Annotated in this window: 20 protein-coding genes and 1 riboswitch; of the genes, 12 read left to right on the top strand and 8 right to left on the bottom strand. The window is 34.5% G+C overall.

What is annotated here, in order from left to right:
- The first annotated feature begins 28 nt into the window (after positions 1 to 28).
- Positions 29 to 625, top strand: coding sequence for a DedA family protein (locus ACVWXS_RS02445; protein WP_402990910.1), 597 nt, complete (start codon positions 29 to 31; stop codon positions 623 to 625).
- Between the two features lie 52 nt (positions 626 to 677).
- Here the strand turns inward: ACVWXS_RS02445 and ACVWXS_RS02440 are convergent, their stop codons facing one another.
- A complete protein-coding gene (locus ACVWXS_RS02440; protein ID WP_456955793.1) occupies positions 678 to 1,415 on the bottom strand; it encodes a cyclase family protein in 738 nt (245 codons plus the stop codon).
- 118 nt (positions 1,416 to 1,533) lie between these two features.
- Positions 1,534 to 1,637, bottom strand: a riboswitch (SAM riboswitch).
- A 164-nt stretch (positions 1,638 to 1,801) separates the two neighbouring features.
- Positions 1,802 to 2,200, bottom strand: coding sequence for a hypothetical protein (locus ACVWXS_RS02435; RefSeq protein WP_456955791.1), 399 nt, complete (start codon positions 2,198 to 2,200; stop codon positions 1,802 to 1,804).
- A gap of 140 nt (positions 2,201 to 2,340) precedes the next feature.
- Here ACVWXS_RS02435 and ACVWXS_RS02430 point away from each other — a divergent pair, with 140 nt between their 5' ends.
- Positions 2,341 to 2,892, top strand: coding sequence for an SMI1/KNR4 family protein (locus ACVWXS_RS02430; protein WP_456955789.1), 552 nt, complete (start codon positions 2,341 to 2,343; stop codon positions 2,890 to 2,892).
- Between the two features lie 72 nt (positions 2,893 to 2,964).
- Here the strand turns inward: ACVWXS_RS02430 and ACVWXS_RS02425 are convergent, their stop codons facing one another.
- The gene (locus ACVWXS_RS02425; protein ID WP_456955787.1) at positions 2,965 to 4,149 is read right to left on the bottom strand and encodes an MFS transporter; all 1,185 of its coding nucleotides are present in this window, start codon (positions 4,147 to 4,149) and stop codon (positions 2,965 to 2,967) included.
- Positions 4,150 to 4,259: 110 nt separating this feature from the next.
- Here ACVWXS_RS02425 and ACVWXS_RS02420 point away from each other — a divergent pair, with 110 nt between their 5' ends.
- Positions 4,260 to 4,643: a winged helix-turn-helix transcriptional regulator gene (locus ACVWXS_RS02420; protein WP_456955785.1), complete on the top strand. Its 384-nt coding sequence runs from the start codon at positions 4,260 to 4,262 to the stop codon at positions 4,641 to 4,643.
- Between the two features lie 68 nt (positions 4,644 to 4,711).
- Here the strand turns inward: ACVWXS_RS02420 and ACVWXS_RS02415 are convergent, their stop codons facing one another.
- The gene (locus ACVWXS_RS02415) at positions 4,712 to 5,557 is read right to left on the bottom strand and encodes an aldo/keto reductase (protein ID WP_456955783.1); all 846 of its coding nucleotides are present in this window, start codon (positions 5,555 to 5,557) and stop codon (positions 4,712 to 4,714) included.
- A 370-nt stretch (positions 5,558 to 5,927) separates the two neighbouring features.
- Between ACVWXS_RS02415 and ACVWXS_RS02410 the strand changes: the two genes are divergently transcribed.
- Positions 5,928 to 6,368 (top strand): VOC family protein, encoded by a 441-nt coding sequence (locus tag ACVWXS_RS02410; protein ID WP_456955781.1) that lies wholly within the window; start codon positions 5,928 to 5,930, stop codon positions 6,366 to 6,368.
- A gap of 68 nt (positions 6,369 to 6,436) precedes the next feature.
- Here ACVWXS_RS02410 and ACVWXS_RS02405 read toward each other — a convergent pair whose 3' ends face one another.
- The 4 genes from ACVWXS_RS02405 to ACVWXS_RS02390 all read right to left on the bottom strand — a co-directional run bounded on the left by ACVWXS_RS02405 (position 6,437) and on the right by ACVWXS_RS02390 (position 11,416).
- Positions 6,437 to 7,051, bottom strand: a complete 615-nt coding sequence (locus tag ACVWXS_RS02405) for a response regulator transcription factor (RefSeq protein ID WP_423490114.1) — start codon at positions 7,049 to 7,051, stop codon at positions 6,437 to 6,439.
- Positions 7,020 to 8,609, bottom strand: coding sequence for an ATP-binding protein (locus ACVWXS_RS02400; RefSeq protein WP_456955779.1), 1,590 nt, complete (start codon positions 8,607 to 8,609; stop codon positions 7,020 to 7,022). The genes ACVWXS_RS02405 and ACVWXS_RS02400 overlap by 32 nt, the downstream gene beginning before the upstream one ends.
- 75 nt (positions 8,610 to 8,684) lie before the next feature.
- Entirely contained in the window at positions 8,685 to 10,652 is a 1,968-nt protein-coding gene (locus ACVWXS_RS02395; protein WP_456955878.1) for an FtsX-like permease family protein, read from the bottom strand.
- A 29-nt stretch (positions 10,653 to 10,681) separates the two neighbouring features.
- Positions 10,682 to 11,416, bottom strand: a complete 735-nt coding sequence (locus ACVWXS_RS02390; protein ID WP_456955777.1) for an ABC transporter ATP-binding protein — start codon at positions 11,414 to 11,416, stop codon at positions 10,682 to 10,684.
- 231 nt (positions 11,417 to 11,647) lie between these two features.
- On the opposite strand from ACVWXS_RS02390, the gene ACVWXS_RS02385 reads away from it, so the two are divergent.
- The 8 genes from ACVWXS_RS02385 to ACVWXS_RS02350 all read left to right on the top strand — a co-directional run bounded on the left by ACVWXS_RS02385 (position 11,648) and on the right by ACVWXS_RS02350 (position 18,717).
- Positions 11,648 to 12,316 carry a response regulator transcription factor gene (locus ACVWXS_RS02385; RefSeq protein ID WP_456955775.1) on the top strand — a complete coding sequence of 223 codons (669 nt, stop codon included), beginning with the start codon at positions 11,648 to 11,650 and terminating at the stop codon, positions 12,314 to 12,316.
- A complete protein-coding gene (locus tag ACVWXS_RS02380; RefSeq protein WP_456955773.1) occupies positions 12,313 to 13,665 on the top strand; it encodes a HAMP domain-containing sensor histidine kinase in 1,353 nt (450 codons plus the stop codon). Before ACVWXS_RS02385 ends, ACVWXS_RS02380 begins: the two co-directional genes overlap by 4 nt.
- Positions 13,666 to 13,914: 249 nt before the next feature.
- Positions 13,915 to 14,112, top strand: coding sequence for a hypothetical protein (locus ACVWXS_RS02375; protein WP_456955771.1), 198 nt, complete (start codon positions 13,915 to 13,917; stop codon positions 14,110 to 14,112).
- A gap of 59 nt (positions 14,113 to 14,171) precedes the next feature.
- Positions 14,172 to 15,083, top strand: coding sequence for an ABC transporter ATP-binding protein (locus tag ACVWXS_RS02370; RefSeq protein WP_427520453.1), 912 nt, complete (start codon positions 14,172 to 14,174; stop codon positions 15,081 to 15,083).
- Entirely contained in the window at positions 15,080 to 15,790 is a 711-nt protein-coding gene (locus ACVWXS_RS02365; RefSeq protein ID WP_368638352.1) for an ABC transporter permease, read from the top strand. The genes ACVWXS_RS02370 and ACVWXS_RS02365 overlap by 4 nt, the downstream gene beginning before the upstream one ends.
- A complete protein-coding gene (locus ACVWXS_RS02360) occupies positions 15,790 to 16,527 on the top strand; it encodes an ABC transporter permease (protein ID WP_456955768.1) in 738 nt (245 codons plus the stop codon). Before ACVWXS_RS02365 ends, ACVWXS_RS02360 begins: the two co-directional genes overlap by 1 nt.
- Before the next feature lie 104 nt (positions 16,528 to 16,631).
- Positions 16,632 to 17,894 (top strand): erythromycin esterase family protein, encoded by a 1,263-nt coding sequence (locus ACVWXS_RS02355; protein ID WP_456955767.1) that lies wholly within the window; start codon positions 16,632 to 16,634, stop codon positions 17,892 to 17,894.
- Positions 17,895 to 18,558: 664 nt separating this feature from the next.
- A complete protein-coding gene (locus tag ACVWXS_RS02350; protein ID WP_068985017.1) occupies positions 18,559 to 18,717 on the top strand; it encodes a DUF1540 domain-containing protein in 159 nt (52 codons plus the stop codon).
- Positions 18,718 to 18,755: the final 38 nt, after the last annotated feature.

Raw genomic sequence — 18,755 nt, 5'->3', positions numbered from 1 at the left:
ATTATTATGCATTAGGTGGGATGGATTTATGGCGCATCATGTGCAATCTCTTATTGAACATTACGGGTATTTTGGCATTATTCTTATCCTAGTTGGAGGGATTGTCGGGCTGCCACTTCCCGATGAGATATTTTTAACCTATGTAGGGTATAGCGTATATCGAGAAACTCTCTCGCATATTCCAGCTCTAATCAGCGCTGTGGTAGGTGCGGCAGGGGGAATTACCTTAAGCTACTATATAGGCTATAGATTCGGGCTACCATTATTGCGAAAATACGGTCCGAAAATCCATATTACTGAACAGAAAATTGACGTTACTAAAAAATTATTTGCAAAAATAGGACCAATATTATTAGTAGTCGGATATTTTATTCCTGGTGTACGTCATCTAACAGCATATATTGCGGCTATCAATAATTATCCTTTTAAAAAGTTTGCTTTCTTTGCTTATACGGGAGCAATTATATGGACATTTACTTTTATTACCTTAGGAGAAGTACTTGGGGAGGAATGGCGTTATGTTGGGTTATATTTATCCCGCTACAGTATGTATCTTATAGCATTGTTCATCATAATAATTTTGATCGTTTATTTTATTTTTAAAAAAAGGAATTCACCTAAATAAAAAGGGTCTGATTCAATACCTATCATGGATTGATTCAGACCTATTGCTATTTTTAAGGCACTATTGCAAATGAACGCACAGGGAATCCAGAGGCCTTTTCGGGTTTTGGTACAATATTGAAAATAACAGCACCTTTAGGAGGTAGCTTATCCAAATTTGTCATAAGTTCAATTTGGTAAGTATCTTGCTCAAGCACAAAATATTCGCCATCTAACTTACCGTTTTTACGAAAATCAGCTGCTGAATCCGTATCAAAAGTTTCGTGACCAATAGCACTAACTTTTCGTTCGTTGAATAAAAATTGTAACGCTTCTAATCCCCAGCCAGGAATATGATTATTACCATCTACATCTTTGTTGCTGAAAGCCTCTTTATCTGGCCAACGCTTACTCCAATCGGTACGAAGCGCAACGAAGGTACCCGCTTCAATTTCCCCATATTCGGCCTCAAAGTCAAGAATATCTTGGATACTTAATGTGTAGTCGTTATTCAATTCGGCTGCCTTAGATATATCAATAACGATTAGTGGTAGGACTAGTTCTTTTAACGCCAATTCTTCTAAAAAGCGTGTATTTCGCACAAAATGGATAGGTGGATCGATATGCGTTCCATATTGCCCAGGGAAAGAGAATTGCTGTGCAAAGAAACCATCCTCATGGGAAAATAATGTTTCAAATTTTGCATCATCAAACATAAAGAAATGAGGTGAATTAGGGCCAAATGTATGTGTTAAATCTACCCATTCTTTCGATTTTAATAGTTGAAGTGCCTGTAAAAGGTCGTTTGTCATAATATTTTCCTGCTTTCTTGTAATTATTTTTGGATGCTTAGACTTTGTTTACTAGCGAAAATAAAAAAGAGCCCTCCTTGTAGAAAGAGGACCCTTGTGCAAAGCAATTAAGTAAGTCTTCTCATCTTCAAGGCTGATTTCGCCAATTGGAATTAGCACCATACCTATAGGCTGGTTGCTGAGACATCATAGGGCCAATCCCTCCGTCTCTCTTGATAAGAAAAATATAAGAATTTTCAGAAATAGATTACGAATACTTTAGCATATTTATTTATAGTTTACAAGTTCAATAGGGATACATAGTTAAAAAATTTCCAGAACCTTCAAAGTGTCAATTTGTAGTAATTTAAATAGACAACACATAGTTCCCACTCTTTAGTTGGATGTCACCAGGTCAAATTTACGGTTAGCTTACAACAGTCACTGTCAGTAAATATTATACGGATCCCATCTGGTGTATAGTTAGTTTCGAATTTGATGGTAATACCTGTTGACGCAATTAATTTTTCAACTTCTGTTTTATTTGACAGCTGTGCGGCGTCCATCAGATCATGCGCAAATTGCTCGGATTCGTCAATTTTATCCGTAAGTAATTGTGCTTGCTGCATAATAACCTTGATTCGTTTCGCAGAAGTCTTCAATTTATTTGTATTGATGGTTGGAAACGGGCTGCGATTTGTTGAGTTTGTTGGCATTGCTAGATATCTTGAAGGTTGTTGAGTGGCCATTGCCCATGTTGGATAATAGTTAGGGTAGACAAAATACGGATAAGGATTGTAATACAACTAAATTCCTCCTATCCTATAGTTGATACCCTATCTTATGTATAAAAATGTTTTCGGTGTTAGTGACTGATGTGAAAAACCTAGGACTGTAGGGGATTAGGGAGAAAAGATTTTACTCTGAGATAAAAAGGGGTTTAAAGATGAATATTCGTGAATATATAAAAAAAGGTTTTGAAGTTTACTACGAGCACTATAATCAGGTTTCAGAAGATGGATTTTGCAGATGGATGCGTCCGGATGTTCCTGTTGAGATGAAATTAGCAGATATTGATGAAGAATGGTCAAGATGGAAGATGGTCCCTTCTGTAGTAACGGAAGATGATATTCAAGCTTTAGAAAAAGAGTTCGGACTTCCATTTCCTGAATGGTATAAAGCCTTTATTTCAACGTATCACCATTATTTTGATGTCATACCGGAACAAAGTGTTGATGAACCTTTAAATAACGTTAGAGATATGTATAATCCATCGTTATGTAGTTTAGGATATCTTCCGTTTTCATGGGATGAAGAGTATGGAAAAATAATTTGCATTGATTTAAATGACAATGCAGATGAAGAGACTTGTGCAATATATGAAATTGATCATGAAATTTTATTTGATGATAATGCCGATATTCAAGCGTCATTAGACTATCTATATCCAAATTTTAAGGCGTACTTTGACGATACTTTCCTTAAATATGGTGAATAACAAAAGGAAGCCCTGGCTATTGTTAAGGCTTCCTTTCATCATTTTTATTCTAATACATACAAAGCAAGGGATCTATTGCTTCTTTCTATCAAAGATTAACCATAGGAACGTAGTAACCGCGGCAATCATCACCATACCGAATCCATATATAGGAGTATGAGCTAATGATTGGTGGCGAACGATGATTCCTCCAATGTACGATCCTAGAAAAATACCAATGTTAAAGGCTGAAATATTTAATGCTGAAGCCATTGAAATAGCTGATGGTATATATTTTTCTGAAAGCTGAACGGCATAAAGCTGTAATCCCGGTACATTCATAAACATAAATAGCCCCATCATAAAGACCATTATTAATCCAACTATTGTTGATTCTAAAAAGAAGTTGATGCCGAGAAGTGCTAATGCTAAGCCTATAAAGATAATAAAGATAGAACGTAAAGGGTTATTATTCGCAAAACGACCACCTAATGTATTACCGATGGCAACACAAATACCATATCCAACTAAGATCACGACAATTGCTTTTGGTGAGTAGCCCATATACTGCTCTAAAATAGGAGAAACATAGGTATATACAACGAATGCGCCACCATACCCTATTGCAGTAATAAACAGGATTAATAACATTCGAATATTCCCTAATACTTTACCAATATCTCGAATGGAAATTGGATTACCTTTCGATAAGTGACTTGGCACAAGCAGGGCATTACTAATTAATCCAATAATACCTATGATAACTATGAAAATAAACGACATTCGCCAATCGGTTACTTGTCCAATAAAAGTTCCTAGTGGTACACCAGTCACAGTCGCTAATGTTAGTCCTGTAAACATAAAAGCTATTGCACTTGCTCGTTTATTAGGTGCCACAACATCTGCAGCTATAACAGAGGCAATGGACATAAACACACCATGTGCCAATGCTGAAATAACACGCCCAGTTAGTAGTAATGAGAATGAGGGTGCTAAGGCTGCAAGTAAGTTACCGATAATAAACAGCACCATAACGAGCAGTAACACATTTTTGCGACTAAAGCGTGATGTTAATGCTGTTAAAAGCGGTGCACCAATAGTTACACCTAGTGCATATATGGATACGGTTAAACCCGCAGTACTTAATGTTATATCAAAATCTTTTGTAATTAATGGAAGAAGTCCGACGCTTATAAATTCTGTAGAGCCGATACCAAATGCACTGATTGCAAGTGCGAGTAATGTTAGTTTGGCATTCGGCACTTTTGTATCTTTCATTCTAATAATATCTCCTTTGATTTTTTTTATAGTATATAGTAATATTCATATGCACCTAAAAGTTATATAGGGTACTTTTAGTTACTTTTGAATATTACAGGGGGTTTACAATGAAAAAAGTTTATAATATTGGTGTTGAAGCCACTCTCGAAGTCATAGGGGGCAAATGGAAACCTATTATTCTTTGTCATCTTAACCACCATGGTAAGATTCGTACGAATGAATTTCGCCGATTGATTCCAGGCATTTCGCAAAAAATGCTAACGAGCCAATTGCGTGAATTAGAGCAATCTGGGTTAATTAATCGCAAGGTTTTCAATCAGGTACCGCCAAAAGTTGAATATTCGCTAACATCTTATGGTCAAGAGATGGACCCTGTGCTGAACATGCTTTGCACTTGGGGTGAAAAACATATCGAAATGCTTCAAGATAAAGGTGAAGATGTACTGTTAATGCAACGTGATGAAGATATCGCAATAAAGCATACATCTTAAATAGATTGGAAGAGACTGTCTAAGAGAAGAAAATTAGACAGTCTCTTTCACGTTTACATAACTATCGTTTACATGACAAAATCAAACTCATCTGGGTTTGGTCCAACACGTTGATCTAGATTCATGGCGTTAATGATCGCCATTTCTTCATCAGTTAGTGTGAAATCAAAAATATCAGCGTTTTGAATCATACGTTCTCTGCGCACAGACTTTGGAATTGTGACGATACCATTTTGAATATCCCAGCGCAAGATAACTTGAGGATTTGATTTCCCGTATTTTTCAGCTATTTTTGAAATAGTTTCATTTTCAAGAAGCCCACCTTGCATTAATGGTGCCCAAGCTTCCATTTGAATATTGTGCTCTTCGCAGAATGAACGTACCTCAGTTTGTTGTAATCGTGGATGAAGTTCCACTTGGTTAATAACTGGTTTGATACGAGCTATTTTAAGAAGATCCTGTAAGTGTGAAACTTGGAAGTTACATACCCCGATAGCTTTAATTTTCCCTTGCTCGTATAAATCTTCGAGTGCTCTCCAAGCTTCTGCAAATTTATTTTTACCTGGCCAATGAATGAGATATAGGTCTAAATAATCTAGCCCTAATTTTTCTAAGCTGTCTTCGTATGCTGCAATTGTCTCTTCATAGCTCAAGCCATCGTTCCAGACTTTAGACGTAATAAATAAATCCTCACGTTTTAGGCCTGTAGATGCTAATGCTTGTCTAATTCCTTCACCGACACCTGCTTCATTGCCATAAATAGCTGCAGTATCAATACTACGGTAACCAACCTCAATCGCACTTTTTACCATTTCTGCTGTAACATCATTCGGTACTTGGAATACGCCTAGACCCATACCAGGCATTTGTAAGCCGTTATTTAATGTAATTCTATCTTGTAAATGATTAATCATTTTTCTGTCCTCCAATTTTCGTTTGTGCTTCGTTGCTTTCTTATTATGCTTTCATGCCAATGCAAAAAAAAGTACGCACTTTTTGGTTTCATAGAAACGTGGAGGTTACTTTTGTGAGATATCAAAGGTTCATCGTAAGAAATTTTTCTTTGTCCACATGGTTCAGCTTTAAATTAAAGAAGTCGCAATTATAGGGATGTAAACTTTTTCAGGCTCATAATTTGCATCTATTAGCCAAAACAATAGGGGACGTTACTGATTTAAAAAAGTGTTTAGCCTGTAGCAAAATGAGTGATTTACAAAGGCGAAAAGGGAATTCAATGCTAAAAATAGAATAAGTAATTGAGACTTTTATAAAGGAGATAGTGAGATGAACCGTTTAAATTTAATCACATTGGGTGTAAAAGATATGGTCGAGTCGCTTAGATTTTATCGAGAAGGTCTAGGATTTGAAGTGATTGTTTATGGGGAAGAAACAAATCCTGATGTTATTTTCTTTAATAATGGAGGAACAAAAATTTCCTTGTTTCCGATTGACCGTTTAGCAAAAGATATTAACGAAGCAAATCCACCAGCGATCGGTAATGGCTTTAGCGGAATGACACTTGCTTATAACGGAAAGTCTAAAGAAGAAGTTGATCAAGTATTTGATTTAGCTAAAGAAGCAGGAGCATCAATCGTGAAGGAACCCGAAACAGTATTCTGGGGAGGCTATAGTGGCTATTTCCAAGATCCAAACGGCTATTATTGGGAAGTGGCCTACGGAGACATGTGGCAGTTTGATGATAATGATATGTTGATTATTAGGTAAAACCATATATGTGACATTTCAGAGCATGACTTCATCATTGTGATTGTCACGCTCTGTTTTTACATTTGTTAATAATTTGGCTGAATATAGCCTAATTTTATTCCTTTTGTCACTGCTTCTAGCGAGGAGGACACATCTAACTTATTAAATATATGCTGAATATGGTTTGAAATTGTACGTTCACTTGCAAATAACATAGATGCAATTTCTTTACGTTTATATCCATCGCATAGCAATTGTAATATTTGTTTTTCACTGTCGGTCAATTCCTCGATATAATCCGTGGGTAACGGAAAATAGTAGGTACCCTCATTAATTTCTACTAAAGTTTGTAGTAACTTATCTGGCATAATGTTTTTATTAATAAACCCGCTGACGCCAATTTTTTGAGCTTCATATCGATAAACAGGCAAATCATACCCTGTTAATATGACTATTTTTGTAGAACATTTATTAGCTAAAATGTTCTTTGCTAATCCTAGTCCGTCCTCACTACTGATGTTACTTAAATTTATGTCTATTAACGTAATTGTAGGTTTAAACTCATTGATAACAGAAATAACATTTTCAATATTTTGTAATGAATGAAATTGTTCTATTTCAGGGGAATCTGCTAAGACAATCTCAAGACTTTTAGCAAATAGAGCGTGATCATCTATTAATAAAATATTGATAGGATTCATCTCCTTTCATGGGAATAACAATAGAAATACATAAGCCAGAAGGAGAGCATTTTGAAATTAACATGTTGCCATTCAATAAAAATAACTGCTCTTTGATAGAAGCCCAACCTCTATGGTCATTAGGTTCATAATTTTCATGATCTACTTGACCAATCCCATTATCCTTTACTATAAGCTCTATTTCGTCATTATTCAGTGCAAGTTTTACTACCAGATTAGTACATTTAGAATGTTTGAACGCATTTGTTACTAGTTCTTTTACTATTCGATATATAACTAAATGATAAGGTTCAACTAAAAAGAAATCATCATTGCAGTTAAATGTGATGTCTATATTTTTATTTCCAAATTTCTGCTGAATCATATTAATTAAATTACTATAATTTTCTTTTAATGTGAGCGTTTTTAATATGGTCGGGTGATATTCCTGCATCTGTTCACGTATAGACAAGTTTAAATCATCCAGCGTATTCACGATTATTTCACGAACCTCTTGTTTATTAGATTTATTCATCATATTTTTAACGGCTAATATATCCTGTAATATTTCATCATGTAAATAATTTGAAAAAGAAATTTTTAACTTCTCTTCTTTAACTATCTGTACGAGATGCTGTACGTAAGAACTTTCAGGGAATGTTTTTGGTTGTTCTGTATCAAAATATAGCATTTTAGTTTTAATGTCATGAAATAACAAGGTGAAATAAAGCAACACAAACCAAAAAATTGTATGTAGGATAATAAAATAGGTAATCATATTGAATTGAAACAACATGCCAAGTGAACTAATGAAAACAAGAAAACATAACAATATTAGCCCCATTTTATATTCTTTTAAAAGAAAATATTTCCTCATAAATTTATGATTTTTAAAAGCAATTGCGTGGATACTAAATAAAGGTAAAAAAATGACTGTATACCATCCTAAATTATTTAAGTGTTCAGGGCTATTTGCAAACAACACAGCATATCCAAAAAGGGGAACTATAAGAATCGTAACAGATTGAAGTAAATGCTTTTTTTCATTTTTTAAGACAAATATAATTCGTTTTCGATGCTTCAAAAATAGAAAGACCATGCAAGCGAAACTTACAATTATTTGAAATGAAAATAGAAAGGCAAACAGTGTATCATTAATCAATTTTGAAACGAGTGTTAATAGGCATATCATTTTTAAAATCGAATCTTTTTCTTTTTTATAAATATAGATGGAATCTTGGAAAAAGAACAAGAGCAAAAATTGTACGGTCATATATAGAATGACTACACTAAGTACTATGCTTAGTGTATAAAAAAAGGGGTTTCCATTAAGGGTAAGTAAAAATTGCCATGCTGTAAGGAATAACAAATTAGAAAATTGCGATAGTGTTTTATTTTCTTTAATATTTATAAAATGGATATATGCTCCGTAGAAAACCATAATCGTTATAAGTACTAATGGTAGTAATTTTGTTGTTCCTATAATACTTTCCTGCAAAAACTCATAGCATAAAAAAATAATTAAAAAAAGTTGATGTAATAAAATAAAAAGTTGTTTGTGTTCATAGTACTTTTTCATCCGTTCACATACCTTTACTAGATTACATACAGATAAAGCTGATGCATGTACATCAGCTCTATCTGTAATTTTTTACTATTTACTATCAAAAATAATTTTATTACATGCTCGTTTCGTTAACAAATAATAAATGATATATACAAGAGTGAAAGCTATGACTGCGAATAGAATAGGTAATATAAAGGCGCTGTTTTTTCCTAATAAGTCGTCCATTAAAGCGGTTTTGTATGTGATTACTGCAAAAATACTGTGTGCTAACCCTAATGCATAGGGGATGCTAAAGATCGCAAAAACTTCTTTACTAATTATTTTTTTTACTTTTTTCTTGTTATAGCCCATTCTTTGTAGAATAGCAAATTCATCTTTTTTTGACATAGCATTTGATAGATTTTGGAAATATAGAATGCTACCTGTTGCAATAAAAAAGATAATTGTAACGAAGCTAATAAGTAAGAATGTTGAACTATTTTGTTGGATAAGGAAGTCTACTTTTTGGTAGCTACTTGAAAAATAGTTGTTATTTTTAAATAGCGGAGCTAAGTTTTCGTAAACTTCTTTACTTTCCCTCATATTCGTCCCATTAATGCTGATCATCGTCTTTTCTGGTAGCCCGAAGGATTTTACTTCCTTGTAAAGTTTGTCTGAGATAATTAGCGTTCCGACACTATTGGCAAATCCTATTGGGTTAAGTAATGTCGTGTCTTTGACTTTTATATCTACACTATTTGTAGGTGTTAAGTTTAAGGTATAAATATTCCCTTTATCTAGCTTCTTTTTGTCAGGTCGATATTTAACTAAAATACTTTCATTGTCATTTAAATTTTCGAATTCCACATTTTTTCCTTGATTACGTATTAGTTCCTTATAATCTGATTCGGAGATGAGATCAAATCCTGGCTCTTCCTTAATACTGTATTCTTGCGGTAAATTATGAGAAGGCGATGTTATATAGATAATAGTTGTTTTTTTGTGTTTCACATTTTCTTTGCCAGCAGTACCCTCTGCAATTTTGATTGCCTCAGTAGCCAGTTGTTTGTCCTCCACGGGGAATTCTATAGCTGACGGAATAATACGTTCTGTGGCAACAACTGGATGGTAAAGAGTCAGGACAGTAGAGCCTAATAAAGCTAAAGTTCCTGAAACTAATAAAGTTAATAAAATTAAAGTCTTTGCCATTGAACGGATTTTAAAAATAAAGTTTGGAATGATAATAATATTGGATTCGTTATAAAACCAGCTTTTCTTCTTTTTTAACTTTAGAATAGCGAATGGTAAAAAAGAATGAATAAAGAAAATAGTACCTAGAACAACACTTACCATTGTTACAAGTGCAATAGGTGAAAAACCTATTGTTTTCCACAACGATTGAGTTCCTCTTGTAATATCAAGCGCTAAAAAATAACCGAACAAAATAAGAAGTAGCCCGATGAACGACAAGGCTGTATTAATTTTTATTTGTTTTTCTTCCTTCTTATCCATTCGTACTAACATTAGTAATGAACTTTTCCGAAGGATTATCCAGTTTGATAATAATAAGACAGCTAAAATAGCGAATATAAAAATAAATGTAAATACTACAGCGTTTATATTAATAAATGGAATTTCGGAAGTTTCAATTTGTAATTTTAATAATTTGACGATCGCTCCAACAATTCCTTTATGAGCAACAGCACCAAGAATGATTCCAACAATTAAAGCAGCAAAACAAATTAAAATATTTTCGAACGTTAATAGTTTTACCATAGTCGACTTCCGATACCCTAAGAGCGAATAAATCCCAAGTTCTTTCGTTCTTTTTTTCATAAAGAAGGTATTAGAATAAGACATATAGAATAATACAAATGCCATAACAAACATCGCTACTACTCTTGACATTGTTTCTACTCTGCCATCTGACGAAATTTTCTCCAAAACAATACTGTTCATGGAAAATGAAATAAAGGAGAAGAATACCGTCAGTACAAAGGCTACAGAAACGAAATAGAACGAATAGAAGGAAAAATTATTCTTCAAATTCTTTTTTGCAATTGTTAATAATCCCACCATGATGCATTCCTTTCACCCTTTAGTCTTTATTTAGAGATTTCTTTTAATATTTCTTCAAAGAATTGTTTTCTAGTTTGATTGTTTCTTTTTAATTCCTTTATGATATTTCCATCTTTAAATAGCAGAATTCTACTTGAAAAACTTGCTGCATAAGCATCATGAGTTACCATTAAAATAGTAGTATGGAGTTCCCCATTTACTTCTCTTAACTTTTGAAGTAACTCAGTTGCAGAGTGTGAATCTAATGCGCCTGTTGGTTCATCAGCAAATAAAATACTTGGCTGTTTCGCAATTGCTCTGGCTGCGGCAACCCTTTGCTTTTGCCCGCCAGAAAGCTGACTAGGGTACTTTGATAATTGTTCGAATATCCCAAAACGCTTTGCTAAATTGTTGATCGTTGAATCTATTTCTTCTGGAGATTTGTGCAATAAAGTTAGGGGTACTGCAATATTTTCCTTTACGGATAAGCTATCAAGCAAAAAATACTCCTGGAAAATAAAGCCTAAATGATCCTTTCTAAAATCAGCAGATTGGTTATCATTAAGTGTTTTTATATCAACACTATCAATTAAAATTTCACCATCTGTAGGCGTATCAATCGTTGATAGAATATTTAATAAAGTTGTTTTTCCTGATCCGGATGCCCCCATAATTCCAACAAATTCACCAGATTGAATGTCAAAAGATACTTTATTAAGTCCGGGTAATTGATTTTCGTTATAAATTTTTGTCACGTTTTTTGCAGAAACTAATGTATTCATCTTTTTGCTCCTTTCATTCCATCAATACGACAAGTTTATTATTCAATCCGAAAGGGCACATGAGTAAAAAACGCAATCTTTTTGGCAATGGAGATGGGAGAGATAGTGGGAAGAGCTGTTACATAAATTTCAAATAGAATAAATATTTGAAACTATATAATGCAAAATATGGTTTTTTAGTATAACGTTATTTTTAAGGCTATATAAATACATAGATTAGGAGGATGAACATTGTTTCGCATATTGTACATAGAAGACGAAAAAGATATTGGCCAATGGGTGACGAAGGATTTAACGGAAAGAGGCTATGAGGTGACATGGCTTGAATCTGGTGAAGAGGTCGACCAACACATAGCTTTTAAGGATATCGCGATATTGGATGTGATGCTGCCTGGATTAGATGGCTTTTCAATTGGTAAAAGAATTAAGCGAGAAAATAAAGAAATCCCTATTTTGATGTTGTCAGCACGTACGGCTGTGGAGGATAAAATAGAGGGGCTTAACTTCGCTGATGACTATTTAACGAAGCCATTCCATCCTGATGAACTAGTAGCGCGTGTGGAAGTATTGTTAAGAAGATATCAAAAGAACGACGATGTACTGGATCTTCAGCATCTTAAAATTTTTACGAAAGAAATGCGAATCATGAACACGCAGACAGATGAAGAGGTTCAATTAACAGGCAAGCAGTTCTATTTATTTCAATATTTTATTCGCCATTTAAATCAAATCCTAACAAAGGAACAGCTTTATGAAGGTGTCTGGGGTGAAAGTTACATAGAAGGCGATAAAACATTAATGGTGCATATTCGATACTTAAGAGAAAAAATAGAAATAGATCCAGCGAAGCCGACAATTATCGAAACCATACGTGGTATTGGATATAGGGTGAAGCTATGAAATTTTTCCGATCATTATTAGCTAAGTATATGCTAATAATTCTGCTAGCTATTTCTATTGTTCAACTATCATACCTTGCTATCGCACTTTTTGTGTTTGGATTTGGGCAAACTAATATTTCAAATGAAGTTCTCAGTGAAAGCGCAATAGAGGAAAAATGGCATGCAGAAGCTAAAAGCATAAAAAACTTTACAGAGGAAACAATTACTCAACGTTTTAAGGTTTGGGAGAGACAGTATCCTAAAGCATCCATGTTTTGGGTGAGTGAGGACGGGACCTTACTCACAAAAGTGAATGTAAAGGAACAGTTACCATCGAAATGGACGCCGTCATTTACGACTAAATTTATAAAGGAGAGTTATGGGGGAGATCCATTTACAGTTATCGCTTTTTTAGGACAGGATGAATCGAATGGATTTATCGTTTTTGAGATTCCTAGGGAAGTGTTTAACCCACCGCTTGTGAATGTTAATGAACAATATGGGAACATTGTACTTTTGGGTGTTATTGGGATTATTTTGTTTTTTATGATTGTCTCCCTTTTATTTTTCAGAGGGATTCGGAAAAGACTATTGCACCTTCAAGAAGCGATGGAAATTCGCGATGTAGATGGCTTACCTATTGAAACGAAGGTCAAAAAGAAGGACGAGATTGGTCAACTTGAACAAAGCTTTAACCGAATGGTGTGTGAGCTTAGGGAGAGTAAAAATCGTGAGCAGCAGGAAGAACAGCTACGAAGAGAGCTGATTGCTAATCTATCACATGACCTACGTACCCCTTTAACGAAAATTAGAGCGCAATCTTATTCTCTTAGCAAAGAGGAACTATCAGAAGAGGGGCAACAGGCTATTAAAGCAATGGAAATATCGATTGTAAATATCGATGCTTTAATAGAAAATTTAATGTCCTATACTTTACTAATGGCTAGTAAATATAAATTTGAGCAAAAAGAAATCAACGTTATCCGATTTGTACGTGAGCAAATGACCACATGGTATCCGGTATTCGAAAAAGAAGGCTTTGAAATCGATATTGAGGTACATCCATTTGAGAAAAATGAGTGGCAAGTTGATCCGATTTGGCTTGGGCGTATATTTGATAATTTATTTCAAAATGTATTACGCCATGCAAATAGCGGGAAATATATTGGCGTGGAAACCGAATCGACGGAGCGTTATGATGCATTTATCATTAAGGATCATGGAAACGGCATGAAAAATGAATCCAATGCTAAAGGTGCGGGCATCGGCTTATCCATTGTTGATATCATGGTAAAGGGCATGAATTTAGACTGGGATATTGAGTCTAACGAATCTGGTACAAAAATTTTAATTAAACACTACAAATAGAATAATTTGTGAAGCATGTTAAGGCATGCTTCATTTCTGTAATTGTCCAAACAGTATGCCAGCAAAGCTTATGGCATGCTGTTTTTTTGATTCCAAGTGGAAAATCGTGCAGATTCCTGTGGAAAAGTACAGAAAACCTTTTGTAATAGTAAGATGATTGGTATTGCTTTTATACAGAAACTTCTTTTTTAGACCCGTCATTAAAATTTGGGGTTAAAAAATAAAACGTACGCCATGTAAATAAGTTGATTGGAGTGGAGACTAGGTGACTCCTCGGGGGTCAGCGATAGAGGAACGAAGGCTAAGAGCATCACGTCCTGTGATAACGCCTTCGTGACCAACATCGTGTCGGCCCAAGCGGCTCATCGGACACCCCAAAGAAAGCACCCAGCCGGAACGGAAATCAACCCACGTTATGATAAAGTGTCTTTTTTAAACAAAATTTAAACTAGACCCTTACCTGCTTTTAACCTTCATTGACTATGATAATGACAGAGGTGAGGACAATGGAATATATTGTACAAACAGAAAATCTTTCAAAAAGTTTTGGTAAAGAGCAAGCTGTATCAAATATAAATTTGAAAATACGTAAAGGTGAAATATATGGATTTTTAGGACCGAATGGAGCGGGAAAAACGACGACTATTCGTATGCTTCTTGGGTTAATGAAGCCATCTTCAGGGACAATTAAAATCTTCCAAAAAGATTTAACGAAGGAACGAATTAATATTTTAGCAAAGGTCGGTTCATTAGTAGAGAATCCTTCTTATTATCCACATTTAACAGCCTATGAAAATTTAGAAGCGTTAAGAAAAATTTTAGGTGTACCGAAATCACGCATCGATGAAGTATTAGAAATTGTTCGTTTGAAGGATGTTGCCAATAAAAAAGTAAAGGGCTTTTCACTTGGGATGAAGCAACGTTTAGGTATTGCAGCGTCCTTGTTACACAATCCTGAATTACTTATTTTAGATGAACCAACGAATGGTCTTGATCCATCAGGTATTATCGAAATCCGTAATTTGATTAAACGATTGCCTTCAGAATATGGAATGACGGTTATTATTTCAAGTCATTTACTATCGGAAATCGATCAAATGGCTACACAAGTGGGGATCGTTACGAAGGGAAAAATGATTTTCCAAGATTCAATTGAAGCAATGCGTAGATTTGCTCAGCCAAAGGTATTAATTAAGGTGAGCAATGGTGAAAAGGGCTGGCGTTCACTAGTAGCAAATGGCATTAAGGCAGAACATAAGGATGACCTGATTTTATTAGATGAATGCTCAGATGAAAAAGTAGCACATATTGTACAAATCCTCGTACAAGAAGGCATTTCGGTTTACCGAGTAGAGGAAGAGAAACGATCATTAGAAGAGATTTTCCTTCAAATGACATCAGGAGAGTCAGCGCTATGATAGGAAAACTGTTAACTTCTGACTTTTTGAAAATTAAACGCAAAGGATTATGGTTTTTAACAGCTTTAGGACCCATAGGTGTTGTTGCACTGCAAATGGTGAATTACGGCATAAGGAAGGACTATTTGCTACAACAAAGTGAGGACGATTGGGGCTACTATTTATTAAATGTTCATTCATTTACACCGCTTGCTATTGTTTTAGGGATTGCTATTTTAACTTCATTTATGGCGAGCATTGAAAACGAAACAAATGCTTGGAAGCAATTAATTGCATTACCTGTTTCAAAATTAACGGTGTATTTATCGAAATTCACAGTGCTAGCCATTTTATTGTTTTTGTCTTCCACGTTGTTAATGTTAGTTACGATGGCTTATGGAGTGTTTTTAGATTTAGGTGATAGCATACCATTTGGGGAACTTGCTAAATTTAGTTATTATCCATATTTTGCAGCGCTACCAATATTAGCACTTCAGCTTTGGATTGCAAGCGTCTGTCATAATCAGGGGATACCAATAACAGTAGGTATTTTTGGCGTGATTTTTGCCTACTCATCATATTTTTTACCTGATTGGATGATTTGGAAATGGCCATCGTTAATGAATCAATGGGATGAGCCGATTATTAATGTCATGCTTGGAATAGGCATTGGTATTGTACTGTATATTATCGGAACGATCGATTTTGCTAGAAGGGATGTAAAGTAATGGGATCTATACTGAGCGCTGAATGGTTTAAATTGCGAAAATCTAAAATGGTGCCATTAATTTTGGCAGGACCTATAATCGGACTTTTTATAGGGTTAGCATCAAACACTATGAATGGTTTAATAGGTTCTGAAATTAATGAATGGTACGTCTCTTTAATTTCTATGAATTTAACATATGCATTATTATTCCTGCCTTTAATTTCAGGCGTATTTGCGAGTGTTATTTGTAGATATGAACATCAATCTGGTGGCTGGAAACAACTTTTAGCATTACCTGTTACAAGAGGGAAAGTATTTGTTGCAAAGTATGTATTAATTATGCTTCTTGTGTTGGCGATGCAGGTACTATATTTATGCTCTATATATGCAGTAGGTCTGATAAAAGGCTACACAGATCCTTTCCCAATGGAGATTGTATGGAAAAGTATTGTTGGAGGATGGGTAGCAACATTGCCATTAGTCGCGTTGCAGCTGTGGACGTCGGTTATGTTTAAAAGCTTTGCTGCTCCATTTGCAGTAAACGTCATTTTTACTTTACCTTCTATCTTAGCAGTCAATTCCGAACGTTTTGGACCTTACTATCCATGGGGTCAGCCCTTCTTGATGATGAATGTTGGTGGCGATACAGGTGAGGTATTCTTTGTGCCTTGGGATCAATTATTAACAGTTGTAGGCGGAGGGTTCTTACTGTTTTTCCTTGGAGGATATTTATACTTCCAACGAAAAGCTGTATAAAGTGAAATTTTAATCAGTGGGGGTTTTCTTCATCTCCACTGATGATCAGCCTTCACCAATTGGGCGAGTACGGGTATTTAATAGATTAAGGGAGATTTTTTAAAATGGTATTTGTTAAAAGGAGCTTTTTATTAATTTCAGCATTATTTCTTTTATTAGCTTTAGCGGGCTGCGGAAAGGGAGAAGCCGTTAAAGATGCTGCAAAATATACAGCTACGGTTGAGGATATCGATATTCCGAATGATGTGAAAGTAATTGGTTTCGGCGAAGCGACACATGGAAATGTTGAATTTCAAACATTAAAGAAGGATGTTTTTCAGGCTTTAATTAAAAATGAAAATGTTCGTGTTTTTGTATTAGAAGGCGATTTTGGTGGCGCTCAGCAAATCAATCAGTTTATTTTAAATGGTACTGGCACAGCTGAGGAAGCGGTAAAAGCTTTGGATTATGGTATCTATAAAACGGAGCAAATGATTGATTTTGTTCAATGGATGCATGATTATAACATGACTGCCGATGAGAAAGATAAAATTTATTTTTACGGTAACGATATGCAACGCTATGATTTTAGTAAAAAAGGGTTATTGGATTATTATGAAGCAGTTGATCAGGACAAAGCAAAGGAATATGCAGCCCAGTTACAACACGTTTCAAATAAGACAATGCGCGATTTAAAGAATGATCAACTAAAAGAACTAGACGGAAATATTGATGCAATTATAAAGGATTTGCAAACAAATAAAGAAGATTATATAAAGCAATCATCGAAAGAAGCCTATTTATTTGCTGCCCAATATGCACAAATCATGAAACAGCGCACGCAATTATTTTTAAATGACAGTGATTATATGAATCTTCGTGATAAATATTTAGCTAACAATTTACAATGGATTGTTGAATTTGAAGCGGCTCAAGGTCATGATAAAGTATTAATGTCTGCTCATAATGGACATATAGAGAAAACTTCTGCAAATATGGCAGGATACACATCTATGGGCCAATACTTAGACGAAGAGTATAAAGATGCGTACTTTGCCATTGGGACTGACTTTGTTAACAATACGTTTCAGGCACAAAATGGATCTGGTGAAAGAAAAACTTATACAGTTAAGCATCATAATGCATTAATCGATGCTTTCAGCGAAGTTAAGGAAAATATTTTCTATGTAGATTTTGAAAAAGCGAGTGAATCTGACAAGTTAGCAGAAATTTTGGCTAAGAAGCAGAGAATGGGGAATATCGGTGATGACTTTAGCTTTTGGTACAAGTACACACAGATGCTTTATACAATTAAAATGACACCTCAAGAAGCTTATGATGGCATTATTCTTGTTCAAGAGGCAACACCAACAGAAGTTATTGAATAACAACGTATCCTGTAACATAAAAATGCTATTACCTCCAAATAGGTAATAGTATTTTTGTATATGAACCAAATGTCATCACTTGTGGATAAAGTAATCATAGCATAATTAGAATGAAGCTTTTTGAAGATAAATATAATTTTTATCAAAAATTGTGGAATTCACAGAAAAAAGTGATTTTGCAACTTTTATAGCTAATGATATGGTACTAACATAACTAGAAAAGTACAGGAGGAACGGGACATATGAGCGGATTCTTTTCAATAATACCTATAACTTTTAATATTCTACCTATCATTTTTGTTATATGGTTTGCGATGACTTTGATTAAACTTCAACGTGAAAGTAATATGTTGTTAAAGGAAATAGCTGAAAAGTTGAATAATGTTGACCGTAAGTCCAATAACCTGTAAATGAAGTTGACTTTTATTTTTCTTCTACAAGTATTCATTTTTAAATATATATAGAAGAAAGAAAAGAGCGTAAGGAAAAAGTGTCCACAAATGGTTATGGGGTTAGGTATTCGCAGGCTTTGATACTAGAAAATAGCCAGAATTGGTGTTCTTCCGTTAATTACAATAGAACCTATTTGCGGATTAACCTTCTATTCATAAGTATTGAACACCTCGATTTTGTTAATGATAACAAAAGAGGAGGTGTGAAAAAGATGGCACAAGAAATTCTCTGTGAAGTCAATAACTGTACATTTTGGGATTCTGGAAACAAATGTACTGCAGAAAAAATTTATGTTGTAAGTCAAAAGGGACAGCAGGCATCTAATAGTGAAGAAACCGACTGCAAAACATTTGAACCTGATACGCATTAATTGTAGGAAGGGTAATCATTTTTATGATTACCCTTTTC

This window comes from Lysinibacillus sp. TE18511, from assembly GCF_054062295.1.
The sequence above is the reverse complement of the archived record's forward strand: the minus strand, read 5'-3'. Positions and strand labels throughout refer to the sequence as shown.